This is a genomic window from Bordetella muralis (genome assembly GCF_054781015.1).
In genome coordinates this window covers 273,110-296,175 of sequence record NZ_BAAGVF010000010.1, presented here as the reverse complement: position 1 = coordinate 296,175, position 23,066 = coordinate 273,110, and the positions used below count along the sequence as shown (strand labels likewise).

The window sequence follows — 23,066 nt, the reverse complement described above, 5'->3', positions numbered from 1 at the left end:
GGCGCAGCCGCCATTGCCCGAGTGGCCACGAGCGCTGAAGTCGCCATACGCGACAACACACGGCATCGATGGTGCCGCGCTTGCCATGCACTGCACGCGTCACACAGCAGGCTGCCGGTTGCCGCCCTTCTGCGGCCAGAAATACCAAACCGCAGCCGCTGCCTGCAGGGCCAGCACGATCCCCCAGGCAGCCAAGTGTGCGGCCGGCGGATACATACCGCCTTGTCCCGGCCATAAGTCAACCACCCAGCCGATACCGACCTGGCACAAAAAGATCGTCAAGAACATCAGCAAATTCGTCGTTGATGCGACGCGGCCCAGCAACTCGGGTGGAAACTCGCCCGCCAGGAAGGCGTAAACCAGGATGTTGGCCGAGCCGAACGCGCCATAGCCAGCCCACAGCATTTCCAGCGGAACGGGCGCACGCAGCATGATCAACGCCTGAGTCAGCATGAACAACACCATGCATACCCCGCCAAACCCATACAACCCCAATCCCAGGCGTTCCATGCGGCGAGCCATGACACCCAGCCCTACATTTCCGGCCATCATGGCAAAGCCCATCAACGACACCAAACCTGCCGCATGCGCGGCATCCAGACCATTGACATCGGTGAGATAGGGTCGCACCCACAACGACTGCACACCGTAAAACGCGCCGCCCGTCATCACCGGCAAGGACACCAGGCGCCAATACCGCGCATCACGCAACAAGGTCCACGTGCCACGCAGCTGTGACGACAAACTGGGCGCCCTGCGATGATGCGCGCTTTCGCGCGGCGCACCAAACCAGATCAACGCCGCCACCGCCACGGTGAAACCTGCCAATCCGATACTGATCGCCTGCCACGAACTGCTGTGCAACGCCCAGGAAAGCGGTGACCCGACAAGTACGCCGCCCAAGCCGCCAACAGCCATGACCAGGCCGTTGATCATGGGCAGACGCGCCAATGGAAAGGTTTGCGCCAAAGCCTGAAAGGCCGCGCCCAGACATACACAAACCCCAGCGCCAATCAACAAGCGGCCGACCATGAGGCCCGTCAACGTTTCCGACAAGCCATAAACCAAGGTGCCCGCCGCCGCGACGAGCAGCATCAGTGCATTAACCCGCCGAGGTCCCCATGTGTCCAGAAACACGCCTGCGGGAATTTGCATCAACGAAAACCCCAGAAAATACAGGCTCGTCAACGTCCCCAGGTCTCCGGCAGTCAGATGCAGTTCCTGCGCCAGAATGGGCCCGAAACCGATATTGACGCCACGAAACAGGTACGAAACCAGGTACCCCAGCGAGAAAAACAGAAAAACGCGCAATCCAGCGGACATAGTTGAGCGACGTATTAAAGCTTGCGTCGAAACACCAGTTTGTCCGCGCTGGAGGCAGCGCCATCATAGGCGTAACCCTCGACGTTGAACTTCTGCAGGCCTTCCGGTTTGGAGACCTTGTGCTCAATGGCGTATCGCGCCATCAATCCGCGCGCACGTTTGGCATGAAAGCTGATGACTTTCCAGGCGCCGTTTTTCCAATCCTGAAAAACGCACTGCACCACGCGCGCCTTGAGGACTTTTTGGTCGACCGATTTGAAATATTCCTCGGACGCCAGATTCACGATGATCGGGGTTTTCTGGGTGGCGAGGCGCTCATTCAGATAGTCCGCAATGGTGGAACCCCAATATTCGTACAGGTTTTTGCCTTTGGGCGTGACCAAGCGCGTACCCATTTCCAGCCGGTACGGCTGCATCAAATCCAATGGGCGCAGCACACCGTACAACCCACTGAGGATGGCGACATGTTCTTGCGCCCATTCCAGGCGGGCCGCCGACAGGCTTTCGGCCTGCAGGCCCTCGTAGACATCGCCATTAAAGGCCAGCACGGCCTGACGCGAATTGTGCTGCGTGAACTTCGTCGTCCATGCGCCATAGCGATTGACGTTCAGCTCTGCCAAAGCAGGGCTCAAACTCATCAGATCTGACACCTGCGACGCCGACAGCTTTTTCAAGACCTTGATCAATCCGGCTGCCTGATCCACGAACAGGGGTTGCGTGTGCTGTTCGATGTGAACCGGCGTGTCGTAATCCAATTTTTTGGCGGGGGAAAGCAAGAACAGCATGTGCCAGAGTTCCTTGATCGATTAGAAATAGTTAGCGCGCGGTCCAGCCGCCGTCTACCGAAACGGTCGTACCCGTGATCTGCGCAGCAGCGTCGGACGCCAGAAATACGGCCGTCCCACCGAGCTGCTCGGGCGTGACGAACTGCAGCGATGGCTGCTTTTCGCTCAGCAGGTCGCGAGCGGCTTCATCCTGATCTACATGATGCTGTTCCGCCAAGGCCGTGATCTGTTTTTCGACCAACGGTGTACGCACCCACCCAGGGCAAATCGCATTCGCCGTCACGCCGCTGCCCGCAGTTTCCAACGCAGTCACTTTGGTCAATCCCACCACGCCGTGTTTAGCAGCCACATAGGCCGATTTATTCGGCGAACCAACCAACCCGTGTGCAGAGGCAATATTGATGATGCGCCCCCAGCCTTGCTTTTTCATATGGGGCAGCGCCGCGGCGCTGCCGTGGAAGACCGCCGACAGATTCAGCGCCAGAATGGCATCCCATTTTTCGACGGGGAAGTCCTCGATGAGCGCGGTGTGCTGGATGCCGGCGTTGTTCACCAGAATATCGATGCGTCCCAACGATTGCACGGTATTGGCCACGAGTTGACGCACGGCTTCGCCCTTGGACAGATCGGCGCCGTCATAAAGAACGTTCACGCCACACTGGCTGGCGAGGTCGGCCCGCAATTTTTCAATCTCAGCAGCATCGCCAAAACCATTGAGCACAATATCCGCGCCCTGTTGCGCGAAAGCCGTGGCAATACCCAAACCGATACCGCTGGTGGAGCCGGTAACAACCGCAACTTTTCCTTTGAGCATGCAAGTTCTCCTGTGTGAGATCGGGCCGCGGCCTGCTGGCCAACGCTGAGTCCAAGTGTAACTGGCCTCAGCATGACAACCGCCCTAGGCCCCACCCGCAGCGGGGACATAACAGGGCTTGTTGCTTTGCGAAAAATTCAGGTATAATGCTTGGCTTTGCTGCTCTACGTTCATCGGTGCGAGACCATGGTGCCGATCGATAAATAACCCGTACAGCACCGCCGGAGAGGTGGCAGAGTGGTCGAATGCGCCGGACTCGAAATCCGGTATACGTTTAGGCGTATCGTGGGTTCGAATCCCACCCTCTCCGCCAGGTAAATCAATTACTTGGAATACGATCAGGCCCCGCAAGGGGCCTTTTGTTTTGCGCACTTAATCTAGGCAACAACGCCCCCCAGCCTGTGATTGACAATCTTCAGCATTCCAGACTGCGCGCGGGATACAAGGTCAAGTGGGTAGCCGGTATCATTGAACGAGCCTTCGACTACTATGCGTGGGATGCCAGCGCGAACTGACCTCTGGTATGCATGGCAATGCTCGGCGTCCGCACATAGCCGCGGGCGTTGCACGACAAAAATCCCGATAAAGATAACCTGGTCATCACGCTCGACCGAGATTGCGGCGCTAGCGCATATCGCTCATCCTCACTATGCCCACCCGTTTTGCCACTATCTTCCTGCCGCTCGCATTAACCACTCTGCCAGCGCACGCCCATGACTTTACCGAGTGGCGCACGGGCGACCTGGTTTTCCAGGACTCCGCCGGGCCGCAGTCTACTGCGATCCGCACTGCCACAAAGAGCCACTACACCCACATGGGCATTGTTCGGCTGACACCCTCCGGCCCCGTGGTCATCGAGGCGGCGCGCACGGTCAGCGAGACCCCTCTGACCAAGTTCCTGGCGCGCGGCCAGCAGGGTCAGTATGCGGTCTATCGGTTGAACACCGCTACGCCTGAGGGCATCCAGACAGCGCTTGCCGAGGCATCACGTTATACGGGCCGTCCCTACGATATTTTTTTTCGTCTCGAACCGGATGCGATCTATTGCAGCGAGTTGCCCTATTATGCGTTCAAGGCGGCAGGAATTACGCTCGGCAAAACAGAGCGTTTCGGCACGCTGGCCATAGACAATCCAGCAGTCCGGACATTGTTCTTGGCACGCTGGGAAAAACATCCTGATTGCCAGGCTACTGACCAGGCCGGATGCTGGCGGCGAATACAAGCGCAGCTGCTGGTCACGCCAGCCAGTATCGCGGCCGACCCTCAAGTCACGCGGATATTCAGCAATTTCCGGCAAGAATAATCCTCGGTAAAGAGGACAACCACCTCAAGTCCTATTGACTGAATTTCTCGAGCAACCCCAATAGCAAGGGACGAATGTTCTGCAGTTGTTCTTGGTGCACTGCCGACAGGGATTCCAGGGTACGCTCGGCCAAGGGAGTCAGGTGCAGCAACGCACGGCGTCCGTCTCTGGGGTCGGCCTGGCGTGTGATCATTCCCATGTGCGCCAACCGGCTGACGAGTTCGGCAGCGGTGTGCGACTTGATGCAAAGACGCTGAGATAGCTCGGTCACGGTAGGAGCCACCGCCAGGCCTTTGATCGCCAGTAGTGCCTGATGCTGCTGAGGCGCCAGGCCGTGTGCCTGAGCTTCTGACTCGCTGAACAGCGCGAAACGGCGCAATTCGTATCGGAAATCGGCCAACATGGCGAAATCCGACGACTGTAGCGCAGTGCGCTGTTCAAATGCGTGAGAGGCAAGAGTATCCATAGCACCGACGATGTTACGCATGCTATGACAGTGATGGTCATTACGGAATCATTAAGGATTGGCAATGTTGCCGGCCAGGCTCTATGCTGCCCCAGAGCATGCCGGCACGTACGTTAGAATGCGCCGCTACAGCTCTTTCCATGATTAAAGGGGGGAACCATGTGGCGCTGCCTGATCGTCGAAGACGACGCCGATAATGCCCGCTATATCGCTAATGGACTGAAGGAACTGGGCTATGACCCGGTCATCAGCATGGACGGTCCCACCGCGTTGCAACGTGCCACCGCGGAAAATTGGGATGCCATCATTCTGGACCGTATGTTGCCCAATGACGTCGATGGGCTGTCGATTTTGTGGTCTCTGCGAGCATTGGGCAAGAAAACGCCGGTGCTGGTACTCAGCGCGCTGACGGCGTTGGACGAACGAGTCCGGGGGCTGAAAGCGGGCGGCGACGACTATCTGACCAAACCTTTTGCCTTTCCAGAGTTGGCGGCACGGGTTGAGGCGCTGATACGCCGTTCTTCACCCCAATACGAAAAGCGCCAGTTGACCGTCGCGGACTTGTCTGTCGATCTGGTCAGCGGACGCGTGACGCGAGGCGGCCGCCAGATCGCCCTGCAGCCACGCGAATACAAACTGCTGGCCTACATGATGAATAACGCCGATCAGGTGCTGACACGCACCATGCTGCTGGCTACGGTCTGGGGCTATCGCTACGACCCCCAAACCAACGTCATTGACGTGCACATCAGCCGGTTACGGCAAAAAATCGATGGCGACACGGATAGGCCATTGATTCATACGGTGCGCGGCGTGGGTTATCGATTGTCTGCGCAGCCCCACATTGAAGGCGACGGCAAACAGGGCCCCGCGTGATTCGCCGCCTGGGACAGATGCTGGGCGCCATCTGGAGCTCGGTCGCATTTCGCCTGACGCTGAACTACAGCATTCTGGCGTTGTTGACGTCATTGCTGTCCCTGATGTTTGTGTATTACCAGAGCGTGAAAATCCTGGAAGCGCAGTTCTCGCGCCAAGTCCAGATCACAGCCCAGCGCTTGAACGCGCATTTCGAGCAAGGCGGGCTGCCCGGCCTGGCGCGCGAGATATCGCTGGAAATGGCCGATCACGTCAACAGCGACACAGAGATGTTCATGCTGCTGGATCCGGTCGGCCGTATGCTGGTGGGCAATATTGCGTGGGACCCCAGCGATGCTCCGCTCAATGGCAGCGGAGTGATGCGTTCAGTGCTGCTACGAGGAGAACCTGCGCACGGCTATCTGGTGGCACGCAGGCTGCGCGATGGTTCGATCCTGATCATCGGCCACGATCTACGCGATCTCTATGACCTGACTGACGTGATTCAGAAGGTCAGTCTGGCAGCAACGGGAGTGATCGCGCTGCTCGTCTTGCTGGGCGCTGCGTTGTTTCGCCGGGTCTTGCAGCGCCGTGTCGAGGTAATCCGCCACACGGCCGCTCAGTTTGGCGCAGGCCAATGGGGACAGCGCATTCCCGAACACCCCAAACAAGATGAATTTGCGCTGCTGTCCAGCGACATCAACGGCATGCTGGATCGCATCGAACGGCTCATGCATGGGGTACGCAATGTCTCGGATGCGGTGGCGCACCAGTTGCGCACGCCATTGACACGTATGCAGGTGCGGTTGCGCACCATAGACTGGAACACGGCGACGCGGCAAGATATTCGGGCAAACGTTGACCGCCTGTCGGCCGAACTCGATGACCTGGTCAAAATCTCGGAGAAATTGCTCCAGATCGCGGAGCTGGAGTCGGGCGCGCGACGCAAACATTTCGAACCGGTACACCTGGATGTCATCGCGGCAGACGTCGCCGATTTGTACGAAGCGGTGGCCGAGGAACAAGACGCTCGGCTCACCCTGCAAACCAGTGGGCCCGCCCCTCTGCGCGGCGATCCGGACTTGCTCGCGGGTGCACTGGTGACGCTGGTGGACAATGCCCTGAAATACGCGGGCCACGGCGCACGCATCCACATCGAGGTCGCGCAGACCGCACACCACACGACACTGACGGTGACGGACAACGGCCCCGGCATTCCCGCCGACAAGATCCACCGGATTGGCGAGCGCTTTTACCGCGCGCATCAACATGTGCCGGGATACGGACTAGGGCTGGCGACCGTCATGGCGATTGCCCGCTTGCATGCTGGCCAGATGACGCTCCACAATGCCGAACCAGGGCTATGTGTGCGGTTGCAGTTTCCCCAGGGGACGGACGCCAAATCGGCTCCGCCCAAACACCAGCCCATTTCCGGAGACGTCGCTTGATACTGGATTTTCTGAAACTGGTGGGACTGGGGCTGTTCACCTTGCTGCCCGTCGCCAACCCTTTGACTAGCGTCACCCTTTTGCTGGCGTTGAGCCGGGGGTATACCCGCGAGGAGCGCAACCGTCAGGTCGATCGGGCCACGTTTTACGTAGCGGGCATTATTTTGGTGTGTTTCTATGCCGGTAACGCGATCATGACGGGGTTTGGAATCTCAATTCCCGGCCTGCGCATCGCAGGCGGCTTGATTGTGGCCTATATCGGTTTCGGCATGCTGTTCCCCGATATCAACCAAACTGAGGCAGCCGTGCAGATAGATATGGCGCCAAACGAACCCGCCGTCCATATCGACACGCCCCACGGACCGCATCGGCCGCCCCCGCGCGATATTTCGTTTATCCCTCTGGCGCTGCCAGGTACAGCAGGGCCCGGCACGATTGCCCTGATCATCAGCAGCGCCTCCACCATGCACAGCGAAGGCGGCTTGAGAATCAGCGAGCACTTGGCGGTCATTGTGGTCGCAGCGCTGGTGGCCGCGATTTTCTGGATTTGCCTACGCAGCGCAGAGCGTATCAATCACGTGCTGGGTCAGTCAGGCATCGACGCCATATCGCGCGTGATGGGCTTTTTGTTGATCTGCATGGGGGTGCAGTTCGGCATCAATGGCGTTTTTGAATTAATCGGAAAGCCCGTGCCGGCTTAGGCAGATGGCCGCCCTGGTCCCATTACAAGACTGGGGGCTCAATCCAGAAAAACCGCTCGCCTTGCTGGATCATGTCGGCAACGCCCTGAGCTTGCAGTCTATAGTCCGTTCCCATCAGGGTTGCGCCTCCGTCGTCATGGATATGAATGACGGCAAGGGGATCGCTCTCCATGGTGTACCAGTAGTAGCCGGGCTTGAGATCGTGGGTTTTCGTTTCCATGAGTCCAGTATATCGACAAACCTTGGTGTTTAAATGTAACGACAGCGTCTGAGCGCCAGTTTACCAAGGAAATTTCAGTCAATTACAGCGGGCTGCCCCGCCCTGCTGAGATGACTCAAGTCTTCGCGCTGCAACGCATCAATTTTGCTGTTGAGCAGAACCGGCCTGTAGCGGATTGTCGCTATTGCAGCACGTTCGTTCACGTTCTGGATGAGGAAAAACCCGAAAATAGGGCCGTCCTATCAACTCGGCTGCTTCCAGCAGCAAGGCAGGTGCATATGAAGAAGTGGTTTATTGCCGGTATCAGCGCTGCGGGGCTGCTGATGTCGAGCGCCGCCATGGCACGCGTCGATATTGGCGTCTCTATCGGTTTGCCGGGCATCATTTACCCTGCGCCGGTGTATGTGGCGCCGCAACCGGTCTACGTCGAACCCCGGCCCGTGTATTACGACCCGCCAGTGGTCTATCGGGCGCCGCGTTATGTTCGCCCGGCACCGGTTTATTACTACGGAGACGGCCACCGCCACTGGCGCGGCAAGCATGGGCACAAATGGAAGGGCCACGGTCGCCACCACCACCGTCATCGTCATTACGACGATTGATTTCTCGGCTACAACCTCTGCAGTACATAGGGCGGCATGTCAATGCCGCCCTTTTTTATTGGCTGGCAAGCGGGTTGCCCACAAATCAAACGGTTATTGATCTGCTGCGCGTCGCCGCGCGGACGAATTATTTGCTCAGCTGGCCGCTTGATCACTGACGGGCACAGGCTTGCTGGGCATGCGCCGCGGGGTGCTGGGCGCACGCCACCAGCCGTTATGCGGACGCGTGCGCGAACTCTGGTTCACCATTGAATCTCACTCCATTGATGCCCTCGAAGACCTGCAGGCTGCCCTGCTCGGCTTCGGTGCGGGTTGAGAACGGCGACTGACCCGGTACAGGCCAGCTTTTTTCGGGAGCAGTGCCTCCAACGCGGCGAGTCCAGACTCGCACTTTGAAGCCTAGTTCATCGTCTTCGACGACATCACAACGCACCCGAAAATCACCGATCATCCTCGAACTCATCTCTATTTACCCCCTTCAATCGTTGACAGCAATTTCCCGTTTGGACGGGCGGTGCATATTGTGCCTCAAAGATGCGGCCCTATTTTACGCACACACATTTGCTGACATCAAAGATCAGAGAATGAGTGGAAGGATACTGAGGCAACACGACAGAAATATGGCAACCGGCCGGGAAATTCGTGCAGCCGACACGCTGGCAGCTAGATTGCGATGTGAGTGGGCCGGATGACCGAAGACTCCGCTGAGGGCGAGCTCAGCGGCAAGCCCAGGTTGTCCAGATAGCTATCATGAACCAACTGCGCTGGCGTTACCACGCCGCGCAGCGTGCCCAGGCCATCAATCACTGGCACGCAGTGCGCAGAGGAGCCCAGGACTTTCGGCGCGGCAACAGACAAAAGGGTCTGGGGCGTAACCGTCGGCGCGTCGGTGGACAACACCTCACGCAGCGGCGTTCCCAGTCCGGCAGCCCCAGGCCAAAGCGCCCAGCCACCCCGGCCCGACGAACGTGCCCTCAATAACAGATCGACTAGCGTCACCATTCCCTGATAACGCCCTGCTCCGTCGGTCACCGGCAGTCCTGGAACGTCGAGACGCTTCAGTACCTTCCAGGCTTGACGCATAGTGGTGGTTGGCCGCAAGGTCGCCACGGCAGGCACCATCACATCACTGCAACGTACGCTTTTGGTACGGCGTTCGTGAGCGCGAGCGACTGCCTCGCGCAGCACCAGGTAGATGTCCTCGGAATCGACCGAGAGCAACTCGTCCCGCTCGTCCAGGATTTCCTCGATATCCTGGCGCATGAAACCCGCCCACTCGTCCTCTACGGCAGCCTCATCGTCCTTGCGAGACAACACGTGCGGGTAATGATGGCGAGTGATCCCGTGATAGAACAACGCGCAGATCAGGATGATGCACGAATTCAGCAGCACTGGTTCGAGCACAAAGGCGTACCCGGCCGAATGCACCGCACTATCGCCCAGCACCGCCGTCAATGCGACCGCGCCCGACGGCGGATGCACACAACGCAACAAGAACATGAATGCGATAGACACGGCGACAGCCACCGATGCCGCCATCAGTGGATCTGGCAACCATTTCGCGGCGGTGACACCCACCAGAGCCGCCACCAGATTGCCGCCGATCAAAGACCAAGGCTGCGCCAAGGGGCTGGATGGCACGGCAAACAACAGGACGGCCGAGGCCCCCATGGGCGCGATCAAGAGAAAATGCTGCCCTGAATGGCCGAAGGCACTCGACAGCACGCCGGTGACGGTCAGCCCCAACAAAGCTCCTGCGCAGGCCCGGATACGCTCTCGCCCATGGACGTGTAATGGTTGAGGCCAGAAACGCATCAACCAGGAATAAAGCGAAGTTTTTATCGCGACCATGACGGCGGGGAGAAGACAGGAACAAGAACGCTCGCGCGCGCCGGCCGCGAGGAACGCCATGAGGGCCCGGACGACGCGACTTTCATTTGGGATGCAGACCGGACCTGCGTGACAGGGCCGGTGCTGCGCGCCATGGCAGCCCTGGCCCTATCGGCGATATCAAGGTTGCAAAATCGTCAAACCACCCATGTAGGGTTGCAGGACTTTCGGCACGACGATGCTGCCATCGGCCTGCTGGTGATTTTCCAGTACTGCCACCAGGGCGCGGCCCACCGCCAACCCAGAGCCGTTGAGCGTGTGCAGATACTCGGGCTTGCCTTGGCCGACGCGGAAACGCGCTTGCATGCGACGCGCCTGGAAGGTTTCGCAATTCGAGACCGAGGAAATTTCACGCCAGGTATTTTGAGCGGGCAGCCAGACTTCGAGGTCAAAGGTCTTTGCCGCACCAAAGCCCATGTCACCGGTGCACAACAGCACGACGCGATACGGCAGCTCGAGCAATTGCAGCACATGCTCGGCATGCCCCACCATCTCGTCCAGGGCCTCGTAAGACATATCGGGATGCGTGATCTGCACCATTTCGACTTTGTCGAACTGATGCTGGCGGATCATGCCGCGTGTATCGCGACCGCCGCTGCCGGCCTCGGAACGGAAACACGGCGTATGGGCTGTCAGGCGAATGGGCAGGTCGGCGCCCGCGACAATGGTATCGCGCACCGAGCTGGTCAGCGTGATTTCCGAGGTAGAGATCAGGTATTGGTCTTCGCGGGTGACCTCATTGCCGCGATCGTCCAGGACCTTGGGATCATCGTCTTCGCCGCCTTTGGAGACAAAGAACATGTCATCCTTGAATTTGGGCAATTGGCCGGTGCCAAACAGCGTGGAGCTATTCACGATGTACGGGGTATAGCACTCGGTGTAGCCATGCTGCTCGGTCTGGAGGTCCAGCATGAACTGGGCCAAGGCACGATGCAGGCGTGCGATCGGGCCACGCATGAACGAAAAACGGGCGCCGGAAAGTTTCGCCGCCAGATCGAAATCCAGGCCGAGCGGCTCGCCCAGTGCAACGTGATCCTTAGGCTCGAACGCCAGGGGCTGAGGATTACCATCGGCAGCGGGCTGATCAGGCAGCCAACGGCGCACTTCGACGTTATCGTCGGACGAGGCCCCAGTGGGCACGCTCGCGTGCGGCAAGTTGGGAATCGACATCAGCAACTCGTTGAGCGACTGCTGCACGGTGGCGAGGTCGTCTTCGAGTTGCTTTAACTGACCGGGAATCGCTTGCGACTCTGCCAGCACGGCCGAGGCATCCTGGCCTTGCGATTTGAGCTGACCGATCTGTTTGGCCAAGGCGTTGCGGCGTGCCTGCAAGGATTCCGTTTCCGTCTGGACGGCCTTGCGGCGAGACTCCAGCTCATTGAACCGTTGCGTGTCGAATTCGACGCCACGGGTTTTGAGGCGGTCTACGACGGTTTGCAGGTCTTTACGCAGCAGGATCGGGTCTAGCATGGGAGGCAGGAGTCAGGTTAATGAAATACGGTGGCATGAAGGCCACCGATACGGTTCCAAAGGCGCTTTGGAATGAGAAATATCAATTTCGCGGCGAAGCGCTAAAGCCGATTCGCGGCAAACCCCTGGATTTTAGCCTTTTATTTCTTGCCGGCTTCTTCATCCAGCTTTCTCAGGAAAGCCAGCTTTTCGGCAATTTTGATTTCCAGGCCTCGGGGCACCGGCCGATACCAGCGCGGCTCGCCGATCCCTTCGGGGAAATACGTTTCCCCGGCGGCATAGGCGTTGGGCTCGTCATGGGCGTAGCGATAGGCGTGGCCATAGCCGAGTTCTTTCATGAGCTTGGTCGGTGCGTTGCGTAAATGCACGGGCACCTCGCGGCTCTTGTCCTGTTTTACAAAGGCCCTGGCCTGGTTGTAGGCGTTATAGCCCGCGTTGCTCTTGGCCGCGACGGCCAGATAAATCACTGCCTGGCCGAGCGCCAGTTCACCCTCGGGGCTGCCCAGCCGTTCGTAGGTCAATGCGGCGTCATTGGCGATCTGCATCGCACGCGGGTCTGCCAGGCCGATGTCCTCCCACGCCATGCGCACGAGCCGGCGGGACAGATAGCGCGGATCGCCCCCGCCATCGAGCATGCGCGACAACCAGTACAGGGCTGCATCGGGGTCTGATCCTCGCACCGATTTATGCAGCGCGCTGATCTGGTCGTAGAACGCATCGCCGCCCTTGTCAAAGCGGCGCAAGTTCTGCGATAGGGAAATTTCCAGCCAAGCCGCATCGATCTCGTCGCGGCCCGCAGCCTGGGCGGACTCCGCCACCACTTCTACGGCGCTGATCAGCCGCCGCGCGTCGCCATCGGCCCACGCCGCGAGCTGCTCGCGGGCATCGGGCTGAATATGAATCCGGGCAGCGTCATCGCGCCCCTCGTTCAAGGCGTCGATGGCGCGATCGATGAGCTGCTGTAGCTCCTCGGCATTGAGCGATTGCAGCACATAGACACGTGCCCGCGATAACAGGGCCGAGTTCACCTCGAAAGAAGGATTTTCCGTTGTCGCGCCGATGAACGTGAATAGACCGCTTTCCACATAGGGCAAAAACGCATCCTGCTGAGCTTTGTTAAACCGGTGGACCTCATCGACAAACAAGATCGTACGGCGGCCCTGCCCTTGAGCAATCTGCGCGGTGACGACTGCATCACGGATGTCTTTCACGCCCCCCAATACGGCGGAGATCGCGATGAACTGGGCATCGAAGCCGTCCGCCATCAAACGCGCCAGTGTGGTCTTGCCGACTCCAGGCGGCCCCCAAAAAATCATGGAATGCGGGCGGCCGGACTCGAAAGCCACGCGCAGCGGCTTGTCTGGCCCCAACAGGTGCGACTGCCCGACAACGTCGGACAGCGTACGCGGCCGCAACCGCTCGGCCAGCGGAACATAGGGTCTGTGGGCGGGATCGGTGGCGAACAGATCGGTGCTCATGACGAAATCACGACAGGCCGCTACGCGGCCAAAACGAGCATTACACCACGCCTGCCGCCTGAGGCCGGATAGTGCCAGTTTCGCCCATGGCTACGGGAAACTCCCAACTGCCCTATGTAAATTATTTTCATAATAATGTTCTCACAGAACATTTTTTGGTAATTTTTTTCATAACTCCTCGCCATGTCCTCTTCTCTCCCTCTCGTATCCTTGGATAACGACGGCAAAGGCCTCGGCGCTTTTTCGCCTGACTGGCCAGCCAATCGCGTCAAAGCGCTGGACTGGAACTTGTTGCGCGAGGACGTGAGCCTGCCGGTGGCGGTGCTGTACGAGGCACGCATGCAGCACAATCTGGCGTGGATGCAACGCTTCATGAAGGCCTACCAGGTCAAGTTGGCGCCGCACGGCAAGACGACCATGAGCCCGGTTTTGTTTCATCGGCAGCTCAATGAAGGCGCCTGGGGCATCACGTTGGCCACGGCGCCGCAAGTCCGTGCCGCATATCATCACGGCGTGCGGCGCGTACTGATGGCCAACCAATTGATTGGCCGAGCCAACATGGCAATAGTCGCGGAACTGCTACGCGACCCGACGTTCACCTATTACTGTCTGCTCGACTCGCCCGCCAACGCCGCCCAATTGGGGAGCTATTTTGCAGAACAGGGCCTGCGTCTGCCGGTCCTGATTGAATTGGGTGTCCAGGGCGGGCGCACCGGTGTGCGCAACGAGGAACAGTTGCAAGCGCTGTTGTCGGAACTGGCGCGCTGGCCCCAGGCGCTGGCCTTGGCGGGAATCGAGGTCTATGAGGGCGTGCTGACCGATGAGGATGCCATCCGTGCCTTCTTGCGCCGCGCCGTCGATACGCTGCGCACGCTGGCAACACATGCCCATTTGCGCCAAGACGGACCCGCAATATTGACGGGCGCGGGCTCGGCCTGGTTCGACGTCGTGGCAGACGAATTTACGGGACTCGATATTGGGGTGCCGCTCGATATTGTGCTGCGTCCTGGCTGTTACCTGTCGCATGACGTCGGTATCTATCGCAATGCGGCCGAGCGCATTGCAGCCCATAACCCGGTGGCACGGCGACTGGAGCCTGGTCTGCTCCCTGCCCTGCAAGTCTGGGCTTATGTGCAGTCCATACCCGAACCCGGGCGCGCCATCGTGGCGATGGGCAAACGCGACGCGGCCTTCGATGCCGGGCTGCCGACACCCGCCATGCACTACCGGCCAGGAACCGCGGTGCCGCTACCCGCGCCGGGCCACTGGAGGCTACGCGCCATGATGGACCAGCACGCATTCCTAGACATCAACGCCGACGACGACCTGCAAGTGGGCGACATGATCGCCTTTGATATTTCGCATCCCTGCCTGACTTTCGATAAATGGCGGCAGATATTGCTGATCGATGAGCAGTACCAAATCACAGGCGTGGCGCCTACCTATTTCTGAACGCCACGACGAGATGCAGACCCTCACTGGAGACAGACTCATGAACTTCTGTACGTTGCAGCGTCGCGACAAGCTGCGAGTCCTGCTGGCCGCCTGCACGATCGGCTTGTCAGCCATCTCGATCCCGGCGCTGGGCGCCACCCCGGTCAAAGGCGGCACCGCCGTGATTGCCACGATCGGCGAACCACCCACGCTGGATCCGATGGCCAGTACGGCCGATCTGGTCGGGATCCTGACGCAGCACATTTTCGAAACGCTATATACGTTCGATGCCAAGTGGAACATCACCCCGCTGCTGGCCGAAACGCTGCCGCAAATCAGTGAGGACGGCCTGACCTACACGATTGCCTTGCGCAAGGGCATTGCCTTTCACGACGGATCGGCCATGGACTCTGCCGATGTCGTGGCATCGCTCAAGCGTTGGACGCAGACGGCCTCGCGCGGCAAGCAGGCGGCTGCACTCATCTCCGCCATCGAAGCGCCCGATGCGAATACGGTCCGTATCGTCCTGAAGCAACCCTATGCCCCGTTGACCGCACTGCTGGCCATGAACAACAGTGCTGCGGCCGTTATGCCCCAAGAGAAGCTCGCCACGCCGTTGAAGGAATTCATCGGTACTGGCCCTTATCAACTGAAGGCACGCGTGCCCGATCAGTACATCCAGCTGGTGCGCTACGACGGTTATCAGTCGCGCACGGGCGAGCCCGATGGCTATGGCGGCGCACGCAAGCAGTATCTGGAAGAGATCCGCTTCGCGCCAGTCAGCAATGCCAACACTCGAATCGAGAGCGCCGCGGCGGGGCAGTACGACTACGTCGATTCGTTGTCGGTCGAATCGATCGGCAAACTGAAGGACAGCCGTTCAGAGCCCGCGTTGCTCAAGCCGTTCGGCTGGCCGCGCCTGGTACTCAATACACGGCAAGGCATCATGGCCAGCCTGCCGGCACGCCAGGCCGTGCAGCGCGCCCTGAACGAAGAAGACATGTTGTACGCCGCCTTCGGCAACAAGGAGTTTTATGCTTTGAACGCCGACCTCTATCCAAAGGGCTATCCATGGGCCACGGATCTGGGCAAGCAGGTCTACAACCTGGGGGATGCGGCGGGCGCCAAAAAACTGCTGGACGAGGCTGGGGTCCAAGACCGCACTTTGCGCATTCTGACCAGCCAGCAATATGAGTTCCATTACAAGATGGCGCTGGTGGCCGCCGAGTATCTGAAGGCAGCCGGATTCAAGGTGGATATGCAGGTCGTGGACTGGGCCACTCTGACGCAACGCCGCCAGGACCCGGCGCTATGGGATATTTTCATCACGCACAGCCCGTTCCTGCCAGAGCCGGCGCTGATCGACTTTCCGTCGAAAGACGCGCCAGGCTGGTGGAATACGCCGCGCCGCAATCAGGTGCTGGACGCCTTTAATCAGGCCTCCACGCCGGAAGAACGTATCAAACGCTGGGCAGACGTGCAAAAGGCGGTATTGGACGAAGTGCCGTTCATCAAGGTAGGCGACTTCAACGCATTAGCGGCAAAATCGCCGGCGCTCCAAGGTGTCCAACCCACCCCTTGGCCATACTTCTGGAACGCCTGGAAAACCGTCAAGTAATACGACTGTCGAAACACCGAGGATACGATTGTGTGGCGTTACTTGTTGAACCGCTTGGTGGGGCTGGTGGCCGTGATGTTCATCGTCGCGACCATCGTCTTCGTGATCCTGCGCATCACGCCTGGCGATCCAGCCGCCGTGATGCTGGGCCCTCAGGCTACCCAGCAGGACATCGATTCCCTGCGAGACCGGTTGGGCCTGAATGAACCCTTGCCCATGCAATACGCCACGTGGTTGGGGCAACTGGCGCGCGGCGACCTGGGACAGTCGATTTTTCTGGACAAGCCAGTGTTGTCCGCGCTGGCCGATCGCGCCGAGCCGACGTTCTGGCTGACGTTGATGTCGCTGGCCATCGCCACCGTTATCGCCCTGCCGGTAGGCATCCTGTCGGCCGTGCGGCGGGGATCGACACTCGATCAATCGGTCGTGACGTTTTCCATGTTTGCATCTAGTGTGCCCAGTTTCTGGTTGGGGCTGCTGCTGATGCAGATCTTCTCAGTCAAGCTGGGCTGGTTACCCGTGGCGGGATATGGCGGACCAGACGCCAGCGTCGCGACACGGCTGTCGCACTTGATATTGCCAGCAGTGGTGCTGGGTCTGGTGAACTCCGCGCTGATTACACGATTCATCCGCGCCAGCATGTTGGATGTGCTGCGCGATGACTATGTGCGCACGGCACGCGCCAAAGGCCTGCCAGAACGCAAAGTCATCCTGAAGCACGCCGTGCGCAACGCGTTGATTCCTATCCTCACGGTGCTGGGTTTGACCACGGCCCTGCTGGTCAGCGGTGCGGTCGTGACCGAGACGGTCTTTGGCCTGCCTGGCGTGGGCAGCCTGGTGGTGTCGGCGGTGCTGCGGCGTGACTACCCCGTGATCCAAGGCGCATTGCTGGTCATCGCCGCCATCTATGTGTTGATCAATCTATTCATCGACTTGCTGTATCTGCTAGTCGATCCGCGAGTGCGTTACTGATATGGCCATTGCAATCCAATCCGTAGCCGGCGCCGAACGCTGGCAGATGCTGCGTCTGCTGGTGGCGCGCAAGACGGTGTTGATCAGCCTGATGGTGCTGGCAGTGCTGGTGCTGGCGGCATTGCTGGCGCCGTGGATCAGCCCATTTGATCCGTACAAACTGTCCATCATGAATCGTTTGCAGGCACCCGGTGCCTCGCATTGGTTCGGCACCGACGACTTCGGGCGCGATGTGCTCAGCCGCGTCATCTATGGCGGGCGAATGTCGTTGATGGTGGGATTCCTGGTGGTGTTGCTGTCCAGCGCGCTGGGCATTGCATTGGGCTTGGTGGCCGGCTTTTTTCGCGGCGCCGACAAAGTGGTGTCGCGCGTCATCGACGCCCTGATGGCCTTTCCCGATATTCTGCTGGCGATTGCGCTAGTCGCGGCCCTCGGGCCTTCGTTGCTGAACGTGGTTATCGCACTGAGCATCGTGTATGCGCCGCGCCTGGCCCGTATCGTGCGGGCATCCACGCTGGTGATCCGCGAGCTGCCTTTCGTCGAGGCCGCCCGCGCGCTGGGCGTACCGACGTGGCGCATCGTGACAGTGCATGTATTGCGCAACCTGGTCTCACCCATCCTGGTGCAGGGCACATTCATTTTTGCATATGCCATTCTGGCCGAGGCGGGTCTGTCATTCCTGGGCGTAGGCGTATCGCCCGATATCCCGACCTGGGGCACCATGATCAGCGCCGGTCAGCAGTACATGGGTTCGGCCGACTGGATCATGGTATTCCCGGGTATCGCCATCGTATTGTCGGTGCTGTCGTTGCAATTGGTCGGCGACGGCTTGCGGGATGTAATGGACCCCCGTCTGCGCAAGGAGCTGTAGGGCATGACTGCGAGTCAACGAGACATCATTCTGGCCGTGGATGGGTTAAAGACCTGGTTCCACAGCCGCGACGGCATCGCCAAATCGGTCGATGGCGTCAGCTTCGAACTCGCGCGCGGCGAGACGCTGGCGATCGTGGGCGAATCGGGATCGGGTAAGTCCGTCACCAGCCTGTCGATCATGGGCTTGCTACCCAAGCCCGCCGGACGGATCGAAGCCGGCAGTATCCGGTTTCGCGACCGCCGCGGCATCGAGCACGATCTGGCAACGGCGTCGCCCGCCACGCTGCGCCGCCTGCGTGGGGCGGAGATCGCGATGATCTTCCAGGAACCCATGACCAGCTTGAATCCGTTGTATACGGTAGGCGACCAAATTGCGGAGGCCGTACGGCAGCACGAGGGCGGCTCGTATGCTGCCGCGCTGCAACGCGCACGAGAGATGCTCGAACGCGTCGAGATTCCAGCCGCGGACCGCCGCATCCATGAATACCCACATCAAATGTCAGGCGGGATGCGCCAACGTGTAATGATTGCATTGGCACTGGCCTGCAACCCCTCGGTGCTGATCGCTGATGAACCCACGACGGCTCTGGACGTCACGGTGCAGGCGCAAATCCTCGACCTGTTGCGCCGGCTGCAGGCCGAGTCGGGCATGAGCATCCTGTTTGTGACGCACAACCTGGGCGTCGTGGCCGAGATCGCGCATCGCGTAGCGGTGATGTACACCGGCCGCGTCGTCGAGGATGCGGGTGTACATGAACTTTTTGATCGTCCCACACATCCCTACACGCGCGGCCTTCTGTCATGCATTCCCACTGCCGCATTGCTGGCGTCACGTCAACGCTTGCAACCGATCCCCGGCAACGTGCCCAGCATACTTGCCTTGCCGTCCGGCTGTACATTCGCACCACGCTGCGCGCTGGCCGACACCGACTGTACGCGCGCCATACCCGAATTGGCGGTGGTGCGCGACGCGCACCTGGCCCGCTGTATCAAGGTAACGCCGCAATGACAACCACCATATCCGCTAACCCATTACTGCGTGTACAAGGCCTGACGGTGCACTTTCCCACCGGGGCGGCGCGCCGCGAACAGGTGGTGCGTGCCGTCGAGGACGTCAGCTTCGACGTACCGCGCCGATCCATCGTCGGACTAGTGGGAGAATCCGGTTCGGGCAAAACGACGACAGGCCGTGCGCTGCTGCGCTTGTTCGCGCCGACGGCCGGCCGCATCCTGTTCGATGGCACCGACATCACCAACCTGAATGAAAGCCGCATGCTGCCCTGGCGCCGCCGCATGCAGATCGTATTTCAAGATCCCTATGCCAGCCTGAACCCGCGCATGACCGTGGCCGAGATACTGGGCGAAGCGCTCGATACGCACGGCCTGGCGCAAACACGGCGCGACGCCCGTATCGGCGAACTGCTGGAACGAGTGGGCCTGAACACCGAACAGCGCCGACGCTATCCACACGAGTTTTCAGGCGGACAGCGCCAGCGCATCGGCATTGCCCGAGCGCTCGCGGTCGAACCCGATTTCATCGTGGCCGACGAGCCTGTCTCGGCGCTCGACGTGTCGGTTCAAGCCCAAGTGCTGAATCTGCTGCAGGATCTGCAACGCGACCTGGGTCTGACCATGCTATTCGTCGCGCATGACCTGGCGGTCGTCGACTATCTGTGCGATGAAGTCGTCGTGATGTACCTGGGCCGCGTCATGGAGCGCGGACCTACCCGGCGCGTCTATGATGCGCCGCGCCACCCCTATACCCAGGCGCTGCTGTCCGCAGCACCCGTACCAGACCCGCGCGCCGCGCGCTCGCGCATCCTGCTCAAGGGCGAGATTCCCAGTCCAGTGAATCCGCCATCAGGCTGCGTCTTTCGTACCCGCTGCCCTTATGCCGCCGAAATCTGTGCCAGCGCCGTACCGTCGCCTCGCGACCTCGGCGACGGACATCATGCCGCCTGTGTACGTTTGGACGAGATCACCTCATGACCCTTTCAGCTTTCCCGGGCGCCGGAACCTCCGACCTGCCCACCCCACGCGATATCGTCTATCAGATACGCAGTCGCCGCGACGGTCTGAGTGCCACTGAACGCAAGGTGGCCGACGCGATCCTGGACGACGTCGCCGCGGCTGCGGCCGCGACGGTTGACCAGCTCGCGCACAAGGCCGGCGTCAGCATCGCCACCATTTCACGATTCGCCCGCTCGATCGGCTGTGACGACACACGCGACCTGAAACTGAAACTCGCGCAGGCAAGCGCTGTGGGCGAACGCTTCCTGGACCCGTCCGCACCTGAGGAAAGCACATTCTATGCGCGGCTGTATGCCGACATCGAAGCCACCTTGCGTGAACACTTGCCCCTGTTTTCGGAATCGCTGTTTGAACAGGCCGCCGGTATCGTGCGCGATGCGCGCATGACCTATGTATTCGGTATGGGCGGCGCCTCGGCGGTGCTGTCGCAAGAACTGCAATCGCGCCTGGTGCGGCTGGGATATGCGGTGGCCGCATACAGCGACGCCGTGCTGATGCGCATGGTGGCTGCGACGCTGGACGAACGCGATGTCGTTGTGGCCCTGTCCACCTCCGGCCTCACGCCGGAGATTCTGGCTAGTGCACGCATCGTCAAACAGTATGGTGCACGCATGGTGGTGCTGACGGATCCAACTTCGCCGTTGGCCGAATTAGCCGACGTGGTGCTGCCTATCCGCACGGCCGAGACGGATTTCATCTACAAACCCTCATCGTCACGCTACGCCATACTGCTAGCCATCGATATCCTGGCTACCGAGCTGGCGCTTGCCCGTCAAGAGGCCACCCAGGAGCGGTTGCGACGCATCAAGCTGGCGCTGGACGAGTATCGCGGCGGCCCCAACCGTTTACCCCTGGGGGATTGATCCGTGATGTATGACACCCTGATCCGCGGCGTGCTGGTGCTCGACGGTAGTGGCGCGCCCGGTATCCAGGCCGACGTGGCGCTGGCCGACGGCCGTATCGCCACGATTGACGGCCACGGCCATGCCCACAGAGCGCGCGAGGTCATCGACGGCACGGGCCTGGCCCTGGCACCCGGCTTCATCGATGTGCATACCCACGACGATACCAATGTCATCCGTACGCCTGACATGCTGCCCAAGCTCTCGCAAGGCGTGACCACCGTCGTGGTAGGCAACTGCGGTATCAGCGCCGCACCGGTCACGTTGCGAGGCCATCCGCCCGACCCGATGAACCTTTTGGGCAACCGCGAAGATTTCCTCTACCCGAGCTTTGCCGATTACACCCGCGCGGTGGCTGCGGCGCAGCCCACGGTGAACGTAGCGGCGCTGGTGGGGCACACGGCGCTACGCAACAACCACATGGATCGCCTGGATCGCCGTGCCACAGACAGTGAAATCGCCGCCATGCGCGCACAATTGCGCGAGGCGCTGCAACACGGCGCCATCGGCCTGAGCACAGGCCTGGCGTATGCCTCAGCCTTTCATGCCGACACCGCCGAAGTCAAAGCACTGGCCGAGGAACTGGACGCGTTCGGCGCGCTATATACGTCGCACCTGCGTTCGGAGTTCGCCGAAATCCTGCAAGCCATGGACGAGGCCTACGATATCGCCGCACATGCTCGCGTACCCCTGATCGTGTCGCATCTGAAATGTGCCGGCGCGGGCAACTGGGGCCGCAGCCACGAAGTCCTGGCCAGTCTGGATACGGCAAGCCGTTACCAGCCCATCGGCTGCGACTGCTATCCCTATTCCGCCAGTTCGTCCACGCTGGACCTCAAACAAGTCACTGACGAATTCGACATCGATATCACCTGGTCGAACTCGCATCCCGAAGCAGCCGGCCGCAAGCTGGCGGACATCGCCGCACATTGGCAGGTACCGCTGCACGAGGCGGCGCGCCGGCTGCAACCTGCCGGCGCGGTTTATCACGGCATGCAGGAAAACGATGTGCGTCGCATACTGGCGCACCGTCTGACAATGGTCGGCTCGGACGGTCTGCCGAATGATCCGCTGCCGCATCCCCGCCTGTGGGGCACATTTCCGCGTGTGCTTGGCCACTACGCTCGTCAGTTGAAATTATTTTCGCTGGAACAGGCGGTGCACAAAATGACCGGCCTGTCTGCCTCGCGCTTTGGACTGCACGAGCGAGGCCTGCTGCGCACTGGCTATCATGCCGACCTGGTGTTATTCGATCCGCACCGAGTCGCCGACCGCGCCAGCTATGCCGACCCCGAACAGACCGCCGTCGGGATCACGGCCGTATGGGTCAACGGCGTACTGTCGTATCGCGATGGCCAATTGACCGGCGCTCGCACGGGCCGCTGGCTACGACGCAGCGGCGACCTGCGCGCCGGATTTACTGCGTTTTCTTCTCTTTCCACTTCTCAGGAACAGCCATGAGCACGTCCCAAACTGCCGACACCAACGGCATCATTCGCTACGGTATTGCCGGAGGCACCGGCCAGGGTGATCAACATATGCCCTTCGCCCGTGCCGTGCAGGCCGACGGCTGGCTCTATGTATCGGGCCAGGTACCCATGCAAAACGGCGAAGTCATCGACGGCGGCATCGTCGCGCAGTCCCGCGTGGCCATCGGCAACGTGCTGGCCATTCTGGCCGAAGCCGGCTATGGCCCTGAACACGTCGTGCGTTGCGGTGTCTGGCTGGACGACCCGCGCGACTTCGCTGCCTTCAACAAGATATTTAAGGAACACTTCGGCGAGCATCCTCCTGCACGCGCCTGTGTGCAATCGCGATTGGTAGTGGATGCAAAGGTGGAGGTCGACTGCGTGGCGTATAAAAGACCTTGAGCCGCCGTCG

23 protein-coding genes and 1 tRNA gene are annotated in these 23,066 nt (G+C 60.3%); 15 read left to right on the top strand and 9 right to left on the bottom strand.

All coding sequences use genetic code 11. From position 1 onward, the window contains the following. Positions 1-99: 99 nt before the first annotated feature. From ACYVIT_RS26095 to ACYVIT_RS26085, 3 genes are read right to left on the bottom strand one after another with little or no spacing between them, the layout of a single operon-like run. Positions 100-1,323: an MFS transporter gene (locus ACYVIT_RS26095; RefSeq protein ID WP_415807073.1), complete on the bottom strand. Its 1,224-nt coding sequence runs from the start codon at positions 1,321-1,323 to the stop codon at positions 100-102. A gap of 14 nt (positions 1,324-1,337) precedes the next feature. Further along, complete coding sequence (gene yaaA / locus ACYVIT_RS26090) at positions 1,338-2,108, bottom strand: peroxide stress protein YaaA (protein WP_415807072.1); 771 nt, start codon at positions 2,106-2,108, stop codon at positions 1,338-1,340. A gap of 31 nt (positions 2,109-2,139) precedes the next feature. Beyond that, positions 2,140-2,922, bottom strand: a complete 783-nt coding sequence (locus tag ACYVIT_RS26085) for a 3-hydroxybutyrate dehydrogenase (RefSeq protein WP_415807071.1) — start codon at positions 2,920-2,922, stop codon at positions 2,140-2,142. A gap of 223 nt (positions 2,923-3,145) precedes the next feature. Between ACYVIT_RS26085 and ACYVIT_RS26080 the strand changes: the two genes are divergently transcribed. Further along, a tRNA-Ser gene (locus ACYVIT_RS26080) sits at positions 3,146-3,235 on the top strand. Positions 3,236-3,571: 336 nt separating this feature from the next. Next, the gene (locus ACYVIT_RS26075; RefSeq protein ID WP_415807070.1) at positions 3,572-4,225 is read left to right on the top strand and encodes a YiiX/YebB-like N1pC/P60 family cysteine hydrolase; all 654 of its coding nucleotides are present in this window, start codon (positions 3,572-3,574) and stop codon (positions 4,223-4,225) included. Positions 4,226-4,256: 31 nt separating this feature from the next. Here ACYVIT_RS26075 and ACYVIT_RS26070 read toward each other — a convergent pair whose 3' ends face one another. After that, a complete protein-coding gene (locus tag ACYVIT_RS26070) occupies positions 4,257-4,628 on the bottom strand; it encodes a MarR family winged helix-turn-helix transcriptional regulator (RefSeq protein WP_415807069.1) in 372 nt (123 codons plus the stop codon). A gap of 222 nt (positions 4,629-4,850) precedes the next feature. On the opposite strand from ACYVIT_RS26070, the gene ACYVIT_RS26065 reads away from it, so the two are divergent. Genes ACYVIT_RS26065 through ACYVIT_RS26055 form a run of 3 tightly spaced genes read left to right on the top strand, consistent with a single transcriptional unit; the run spans position 4,851 to position 7,695 of the window. Then, a complete protein-coding gene (locus ACYVIT_RS26065; RefSeq protein WP_415807068.1) occupies positions 4,851-5,567 on the top strand; it encodes a response regulator transcription factor in 717 nt (238 codons plus the stop codon). Beyond that, the gene (locus ACYVIT_RS26060) at positions 5,564-6,994 is read left to right on the top strand and encodes a sensor histidine kinase (protein ID WP_415807067.1); all 1,431 of its coding nucleotides are present in this window, start codon (positions 5,564-5,566) and stop codon (positions 6,992-6,994) included. Before ACYVIT_RS26065 ends, ACYVIT_RS26060 begins: the two co-directional genes overlap by 4 nt. Further along, on the top strand, positions 6,991-7,695 hold the full coding sequence (locus ACYVIT_RS26055) for a MarC family NAAT transporter (protein WP_415807066.1): 705 nt from the start codon (positions 6,991-6,993) through the stop codon (positions 7,693-7,695). The genes ACYVIT_RS26060 and ACYVIT_RS26055 overlap by 4 nt, the downstream gene beginning before the upstream one ends. A 22-nt stretch (positions 7,696-7,717) precedes the next feature. Here ACYVIT_RS26055 and ACYVIT_RS26050 read toward each other — a convergent pair whose 3' ends face one another. Further along, positions 7,718-7,915, bottom strand: a complete 198-nt coding sequence (locus ACYVIT_RS26050) for a hypothetical protein (protein WP_415807065.1) — start codon at positions 7,913-7,915, stop codon at positions 7,718-7,720. 278 nt (positions 7,916-8,193) lie between these two features. Here ACYVIT_RS26050 and ACYVIT_RS26045 point away from each other — a divergent pair, with 278 nt between their 5' ends. After that, positions 8,194-8,517 carry a virulence factor gene (locus ACYVIT_RS26045; protein WP_415807064.1) on the top strand — a complete coding sequence of 108 codons (324 nt, stop codon included), beginning with the start codon at positions 8,194-8,196 and terminating at the stop codon, positions 8,515-8,517. A gap of 214 nt (positions 8,518-8,731) precedes the next feature. Here the strand turns inward: ACYVIT_RS26045 and ACYVIT_RS26040 are convergent, their stop codons facing one another. From ACYVIT_RS26040 to ACYVIT_RS26025, 4 genes are all read right to left on the bottom strand, one after another. Continuing rightward, complete coding sequence (locus tag ACYVIT_RS26040) at positions 8,732-8,980, bottom strand: hypothetical protein (protein ID WP_415807063.1); 249 nt, start codon at positions 8,978-8,980, stop codon at positions 8,732-8,734. A 200-nt stretch (positions 8,981-9,180) separates the two neighbouring features. After that, entirely contained in the window at positions 9,181-10,332 is a 1,152-nt protein-coding gene (locus ACYVIT_RS26035; protein WP_460478309.1) for an HPP family protein, read from the bottom strand. A 195-nt stretch (positions 10,333-10,527) separates the two neighbouring features. Further along, entirely contained in the window at positions 10,528-11,877 is a 1,350-nt protein-coding gene (gene serS, locus ACYVIT_RS26030) for a serine--tRNA ligase (protein ID WP_415807061.1), read from the bottom strand. A gap of 140 nt (positions 11,878-12,017) precedes the next feature. Then, positions 12,018-13,355 carry a replication-associated recombination protein A gene (locus ACYVIT_RS26025; protein WP_415807060.1) on the bottom strand — a complete coding sequence of 446 codons (1,338 nt, stop codon included), beginning with the start codon at positions 13,353-13,355 and terminating at the stop codon, positions 12,018-12,020. 183 nt (positions 13,356-13,538) lie between these two features. On the opposite strand from ACYVIT_RS26025, the gene ACYVIT_RS26020 reads away from it, so the two are divergent. From ACYVIT_RS26020 to ACYVIT_RS25980, 9 genes are read left to right on the top strand one after another with little or no spacing between them, the layout of a single operon-like run. After that, positions 13,539-14,807, top strand: coding sequence for an amino acid deaminase (locus ACYVIT_RS26020; protein WP_415807059.1), 1,269 nt, complete (start codon positions 13,539-13,541; stop codon positions 14,805-14,807). Positions 14,808-14,847: 40 nt separating this feature from the next. Next, positions 14,848-16,407 carry an ABC transporter substrate-binding protein gene (locus tag ACYVIT_RS26015; RefSeq protein ID WP_415807058.1) on the top strand — a complete coding sequence of 520 codons (1,560 nt, stop codon included), beginning with the start codon at positions 14,848-14,850 and terminating at the stop codon, positions 16,405-16,407. A 30-nt stretch (positions 16,408-16,437) separates the two neighbouring features. Further along, complete coding sequence (locus tag ACYVIT_RS26010) at positions 16,438-17,379, top strand: ABC transporter permease (protein ID WP_415807056.1); 942 nt, start codon at positions 16,438-16,440, stop codon at positions 17,377-17,379. Between the two features lies 1 nt (position 17,380). After that, a complete protein-coding gene (locus ACYVIT_RS26005) occupies positions 17,381-18,250 on the top strand; it encodes an ABC transporter permease (protein ID WP_415807055.1) in 870 nt (289 codons plus the stop codon). Between the two features lie 3 nt (positions 18,251-18,253). Further along, positions 18,254-19,261: an ABC transporter ATP-binding protein gene (locus ACYVIT_RS26000; RefSeq protein WP_415807054.1), complete on the top strand. Its 1,008-nt coding sequence runs from the start codon at positions 18,254-18,256 to the stop codon at positions 19,259-19,261. Continuing rightward, the gene (locus ACYVIT_RS25995) at positions 19,258-20,241 is read left to right on the top strand and encodes an ABC transporter ATP-binding protein (RefSeq protein WP_415807053.1); all 984 of its coding nucleotides are present in this window, start codon (positions 19,258-19,260) and stop codon (positions 20,239-20,241) included. The genes ACYVIT_RS26000 and ACYVIT_RS25995 overlap by 4 nt, the downstream gene beginning before the upstream one ends. Next, a complete protein-coding gene (locus tag ACYVIT_RS25990; RefSeq protein WP_415807052.1) occupies positions 20,238-21,146 on the top strand; it encodes a MurR/RpiR family transcriptional regulator in 909 nt (302 codons plus the stop codon). The genes ACYVIT_RS25995 and ACYVIT_RS25990 overlap by 4 nt, the downstream gene beginning before the upstream one ends. 6 nt (positions 21,147-21,152) lie before the next feature. Next, positions 21,153-22,646, top strand: a complete 1,494-nt coding sequence (locus ACYVIT_RS25985; RefSeq protein ID WP_415807184.1) for an N-acyl-D-amino-acid deacylase family protein — start codon at positions 21,153-21,155, stop codon at positions 22,644-22,646. Beyond that, the gene (locus tag ACYVIT_RS25980) at positions 22,643-23,056 is read left to right on the top strand and encodes a RidA family protein (protein ID WP_415807051.1); all 414 of its coding nucleotides are present in this window, start codon (positions 22,643-22,645) and stop codon (positions 23,054-23,056) included. Before ACYVIT_RS25985 ends, ACYVIT_RS25980 begins: the two co-directional genes overlap by 4 nt. Positions 23,057-23,066 lie beyond the last annotated feature (10 nt).

Bases quoted from the DNA above. Each gene is read 5' to 3' on its own strand.
- ACYVIT_RS26005 (WP_415807055.1), top strand. From the start codon at position 17,381: ATGGCCATTGCAATCCAATCCGTAGCCGGCGCCGAACGCTGGCAGATG.
- ACYVIT_RS26040 (WP_415807063.1), bottom strand. From the start codon at position 8,980: ATGAGTTCGAGGATGATCGGTGATTTTCGGGTGCGTTGTGATGTCGTC.
- ACYVIT_RS26050 (WP_415807065.1), bottom strand. From the start codon at position 7,915: ATGGAAACGAAAACCCACGATCTCAAGCCCGGCTACTACTGGTACACC.
- ACYVIT_RS26075 (WP_415807070.1), top strand. From the start codon at position 3,572: ATGCCCACCCGTTTTGCCACTATCTTCCTGCCGCTCGCATTAACCACT.
- ACYVIT_RS25995 (WP_415807053.1), top strand. From the start codon at position 19,258: ATGACAACCACCATATCCGCTAACCCATTACTGCGTGTACAAGGCCTG.
- ACYVIT_RS26015 (WP_415807058.1), top strand. From the start codon at position 14,848: ATGAACTTCTGTACGTTGCAGCGTCGCGACAAGCTGCGAGTCCTGCTG.
- ACYVIT_RS26065 (WP_415807068.1), top strand. From the start codon at position 4,851: ATGTGGCGCTGCCTGATCGTCGAAGACGACGCCGATAATGCCCGCTAT.
- ACYVIT_RS26095 (WP_415807073.1), bottom strand. From the start codon at position 1,323: ATGTCCGCTGGATTGCGCGTTTTTCTGTTTTTCTCGCTGGGGTACCTG.
- ACYVIT_RS25980 (WP_415807051.1), top strand. From the start codon at position 22,643: ATGAGCACGTCCCAAACTGCCGACACCAACGGCATCATTCGCTACGGT.
- ACYVIT_RS25985 (WP_415807184.1), top strand. From the start codon at position 21,153: ATGTATGACACCCTGATCCGCGGCGTGCTGGTGCTCGACGGTAGTGGC.
- serS (WP_415807061.1), bottom strand. From the start codon at position 11,877: ATGCTAGACCCGATCCTGCTGCGTAAAGACCTGCAAACCGTCGTAGAC.
- ACYVIT_RS26025 (WP_415807060.1), bottom strand. From the start codon at position 13,355: ATGAGCACCGATCTGTTCGCCACCGATCCCGCCCACAGACCCTATGTT.
- ACYVIT_RS26085 (WP_415807071.1), bottom strand. From the start codon at position 2,922: ATGCTCAAAGGAAAAGTTGCGGTTGTTACCGGCTCCACCAGCGGTATC.
- ACYVIT_RS26045 (WP_415807064.1), top strand. From the start codon at position 8,194: ATGAAGAAGTGGTTTATTGCCGGTATCAGCGCTGCGGGGCTGCTGATG.
- ACYVIT_RS25990 (WP_415807052.1), top strand. From the start codon at position 20,238: ATGACCCTTTCAGCTTTCCCGGGCGCCGGAACCTCCGACCTGCCCACC.
- ACYVIT_RS26035 (WP_460478309.1), bottom strand. From the start codon at position 10,332: ATGCGTTTCTGGCCTCAACCATTACACGTCCATGGGCGAGAGCGTATC.
- ACYVIT_RS26070 (WP_415807069.1), bottom strand. From the start codon at position 4,628: ATGTTGGCCGATTTCCGATACGAATTGCGCCGTTTCGCGCTGTTCAGC.
- ACYVIT_RS26000 (WP_415807054.1), top strand. From the start codon at position 18,254: ATGACTGCGAGTCAACGAGACATCATTCTGGCCGTGGATGGGTTAAAG.
- ACYVIT_RS26020 (WP_415807059.1), top strand. From the start codon at position 13,539: ATGTCCTCTTCTCTCCCTCTCGTATCCTTGGATAACGACGGCAAAGGC.
- yaaA (WP_415807072.1), bottom strand. From the start codon at position 2,108: ATGCTGTTCTTGCTTTCCCCCGCCAAAAAATTGGATTACGACACGCCG.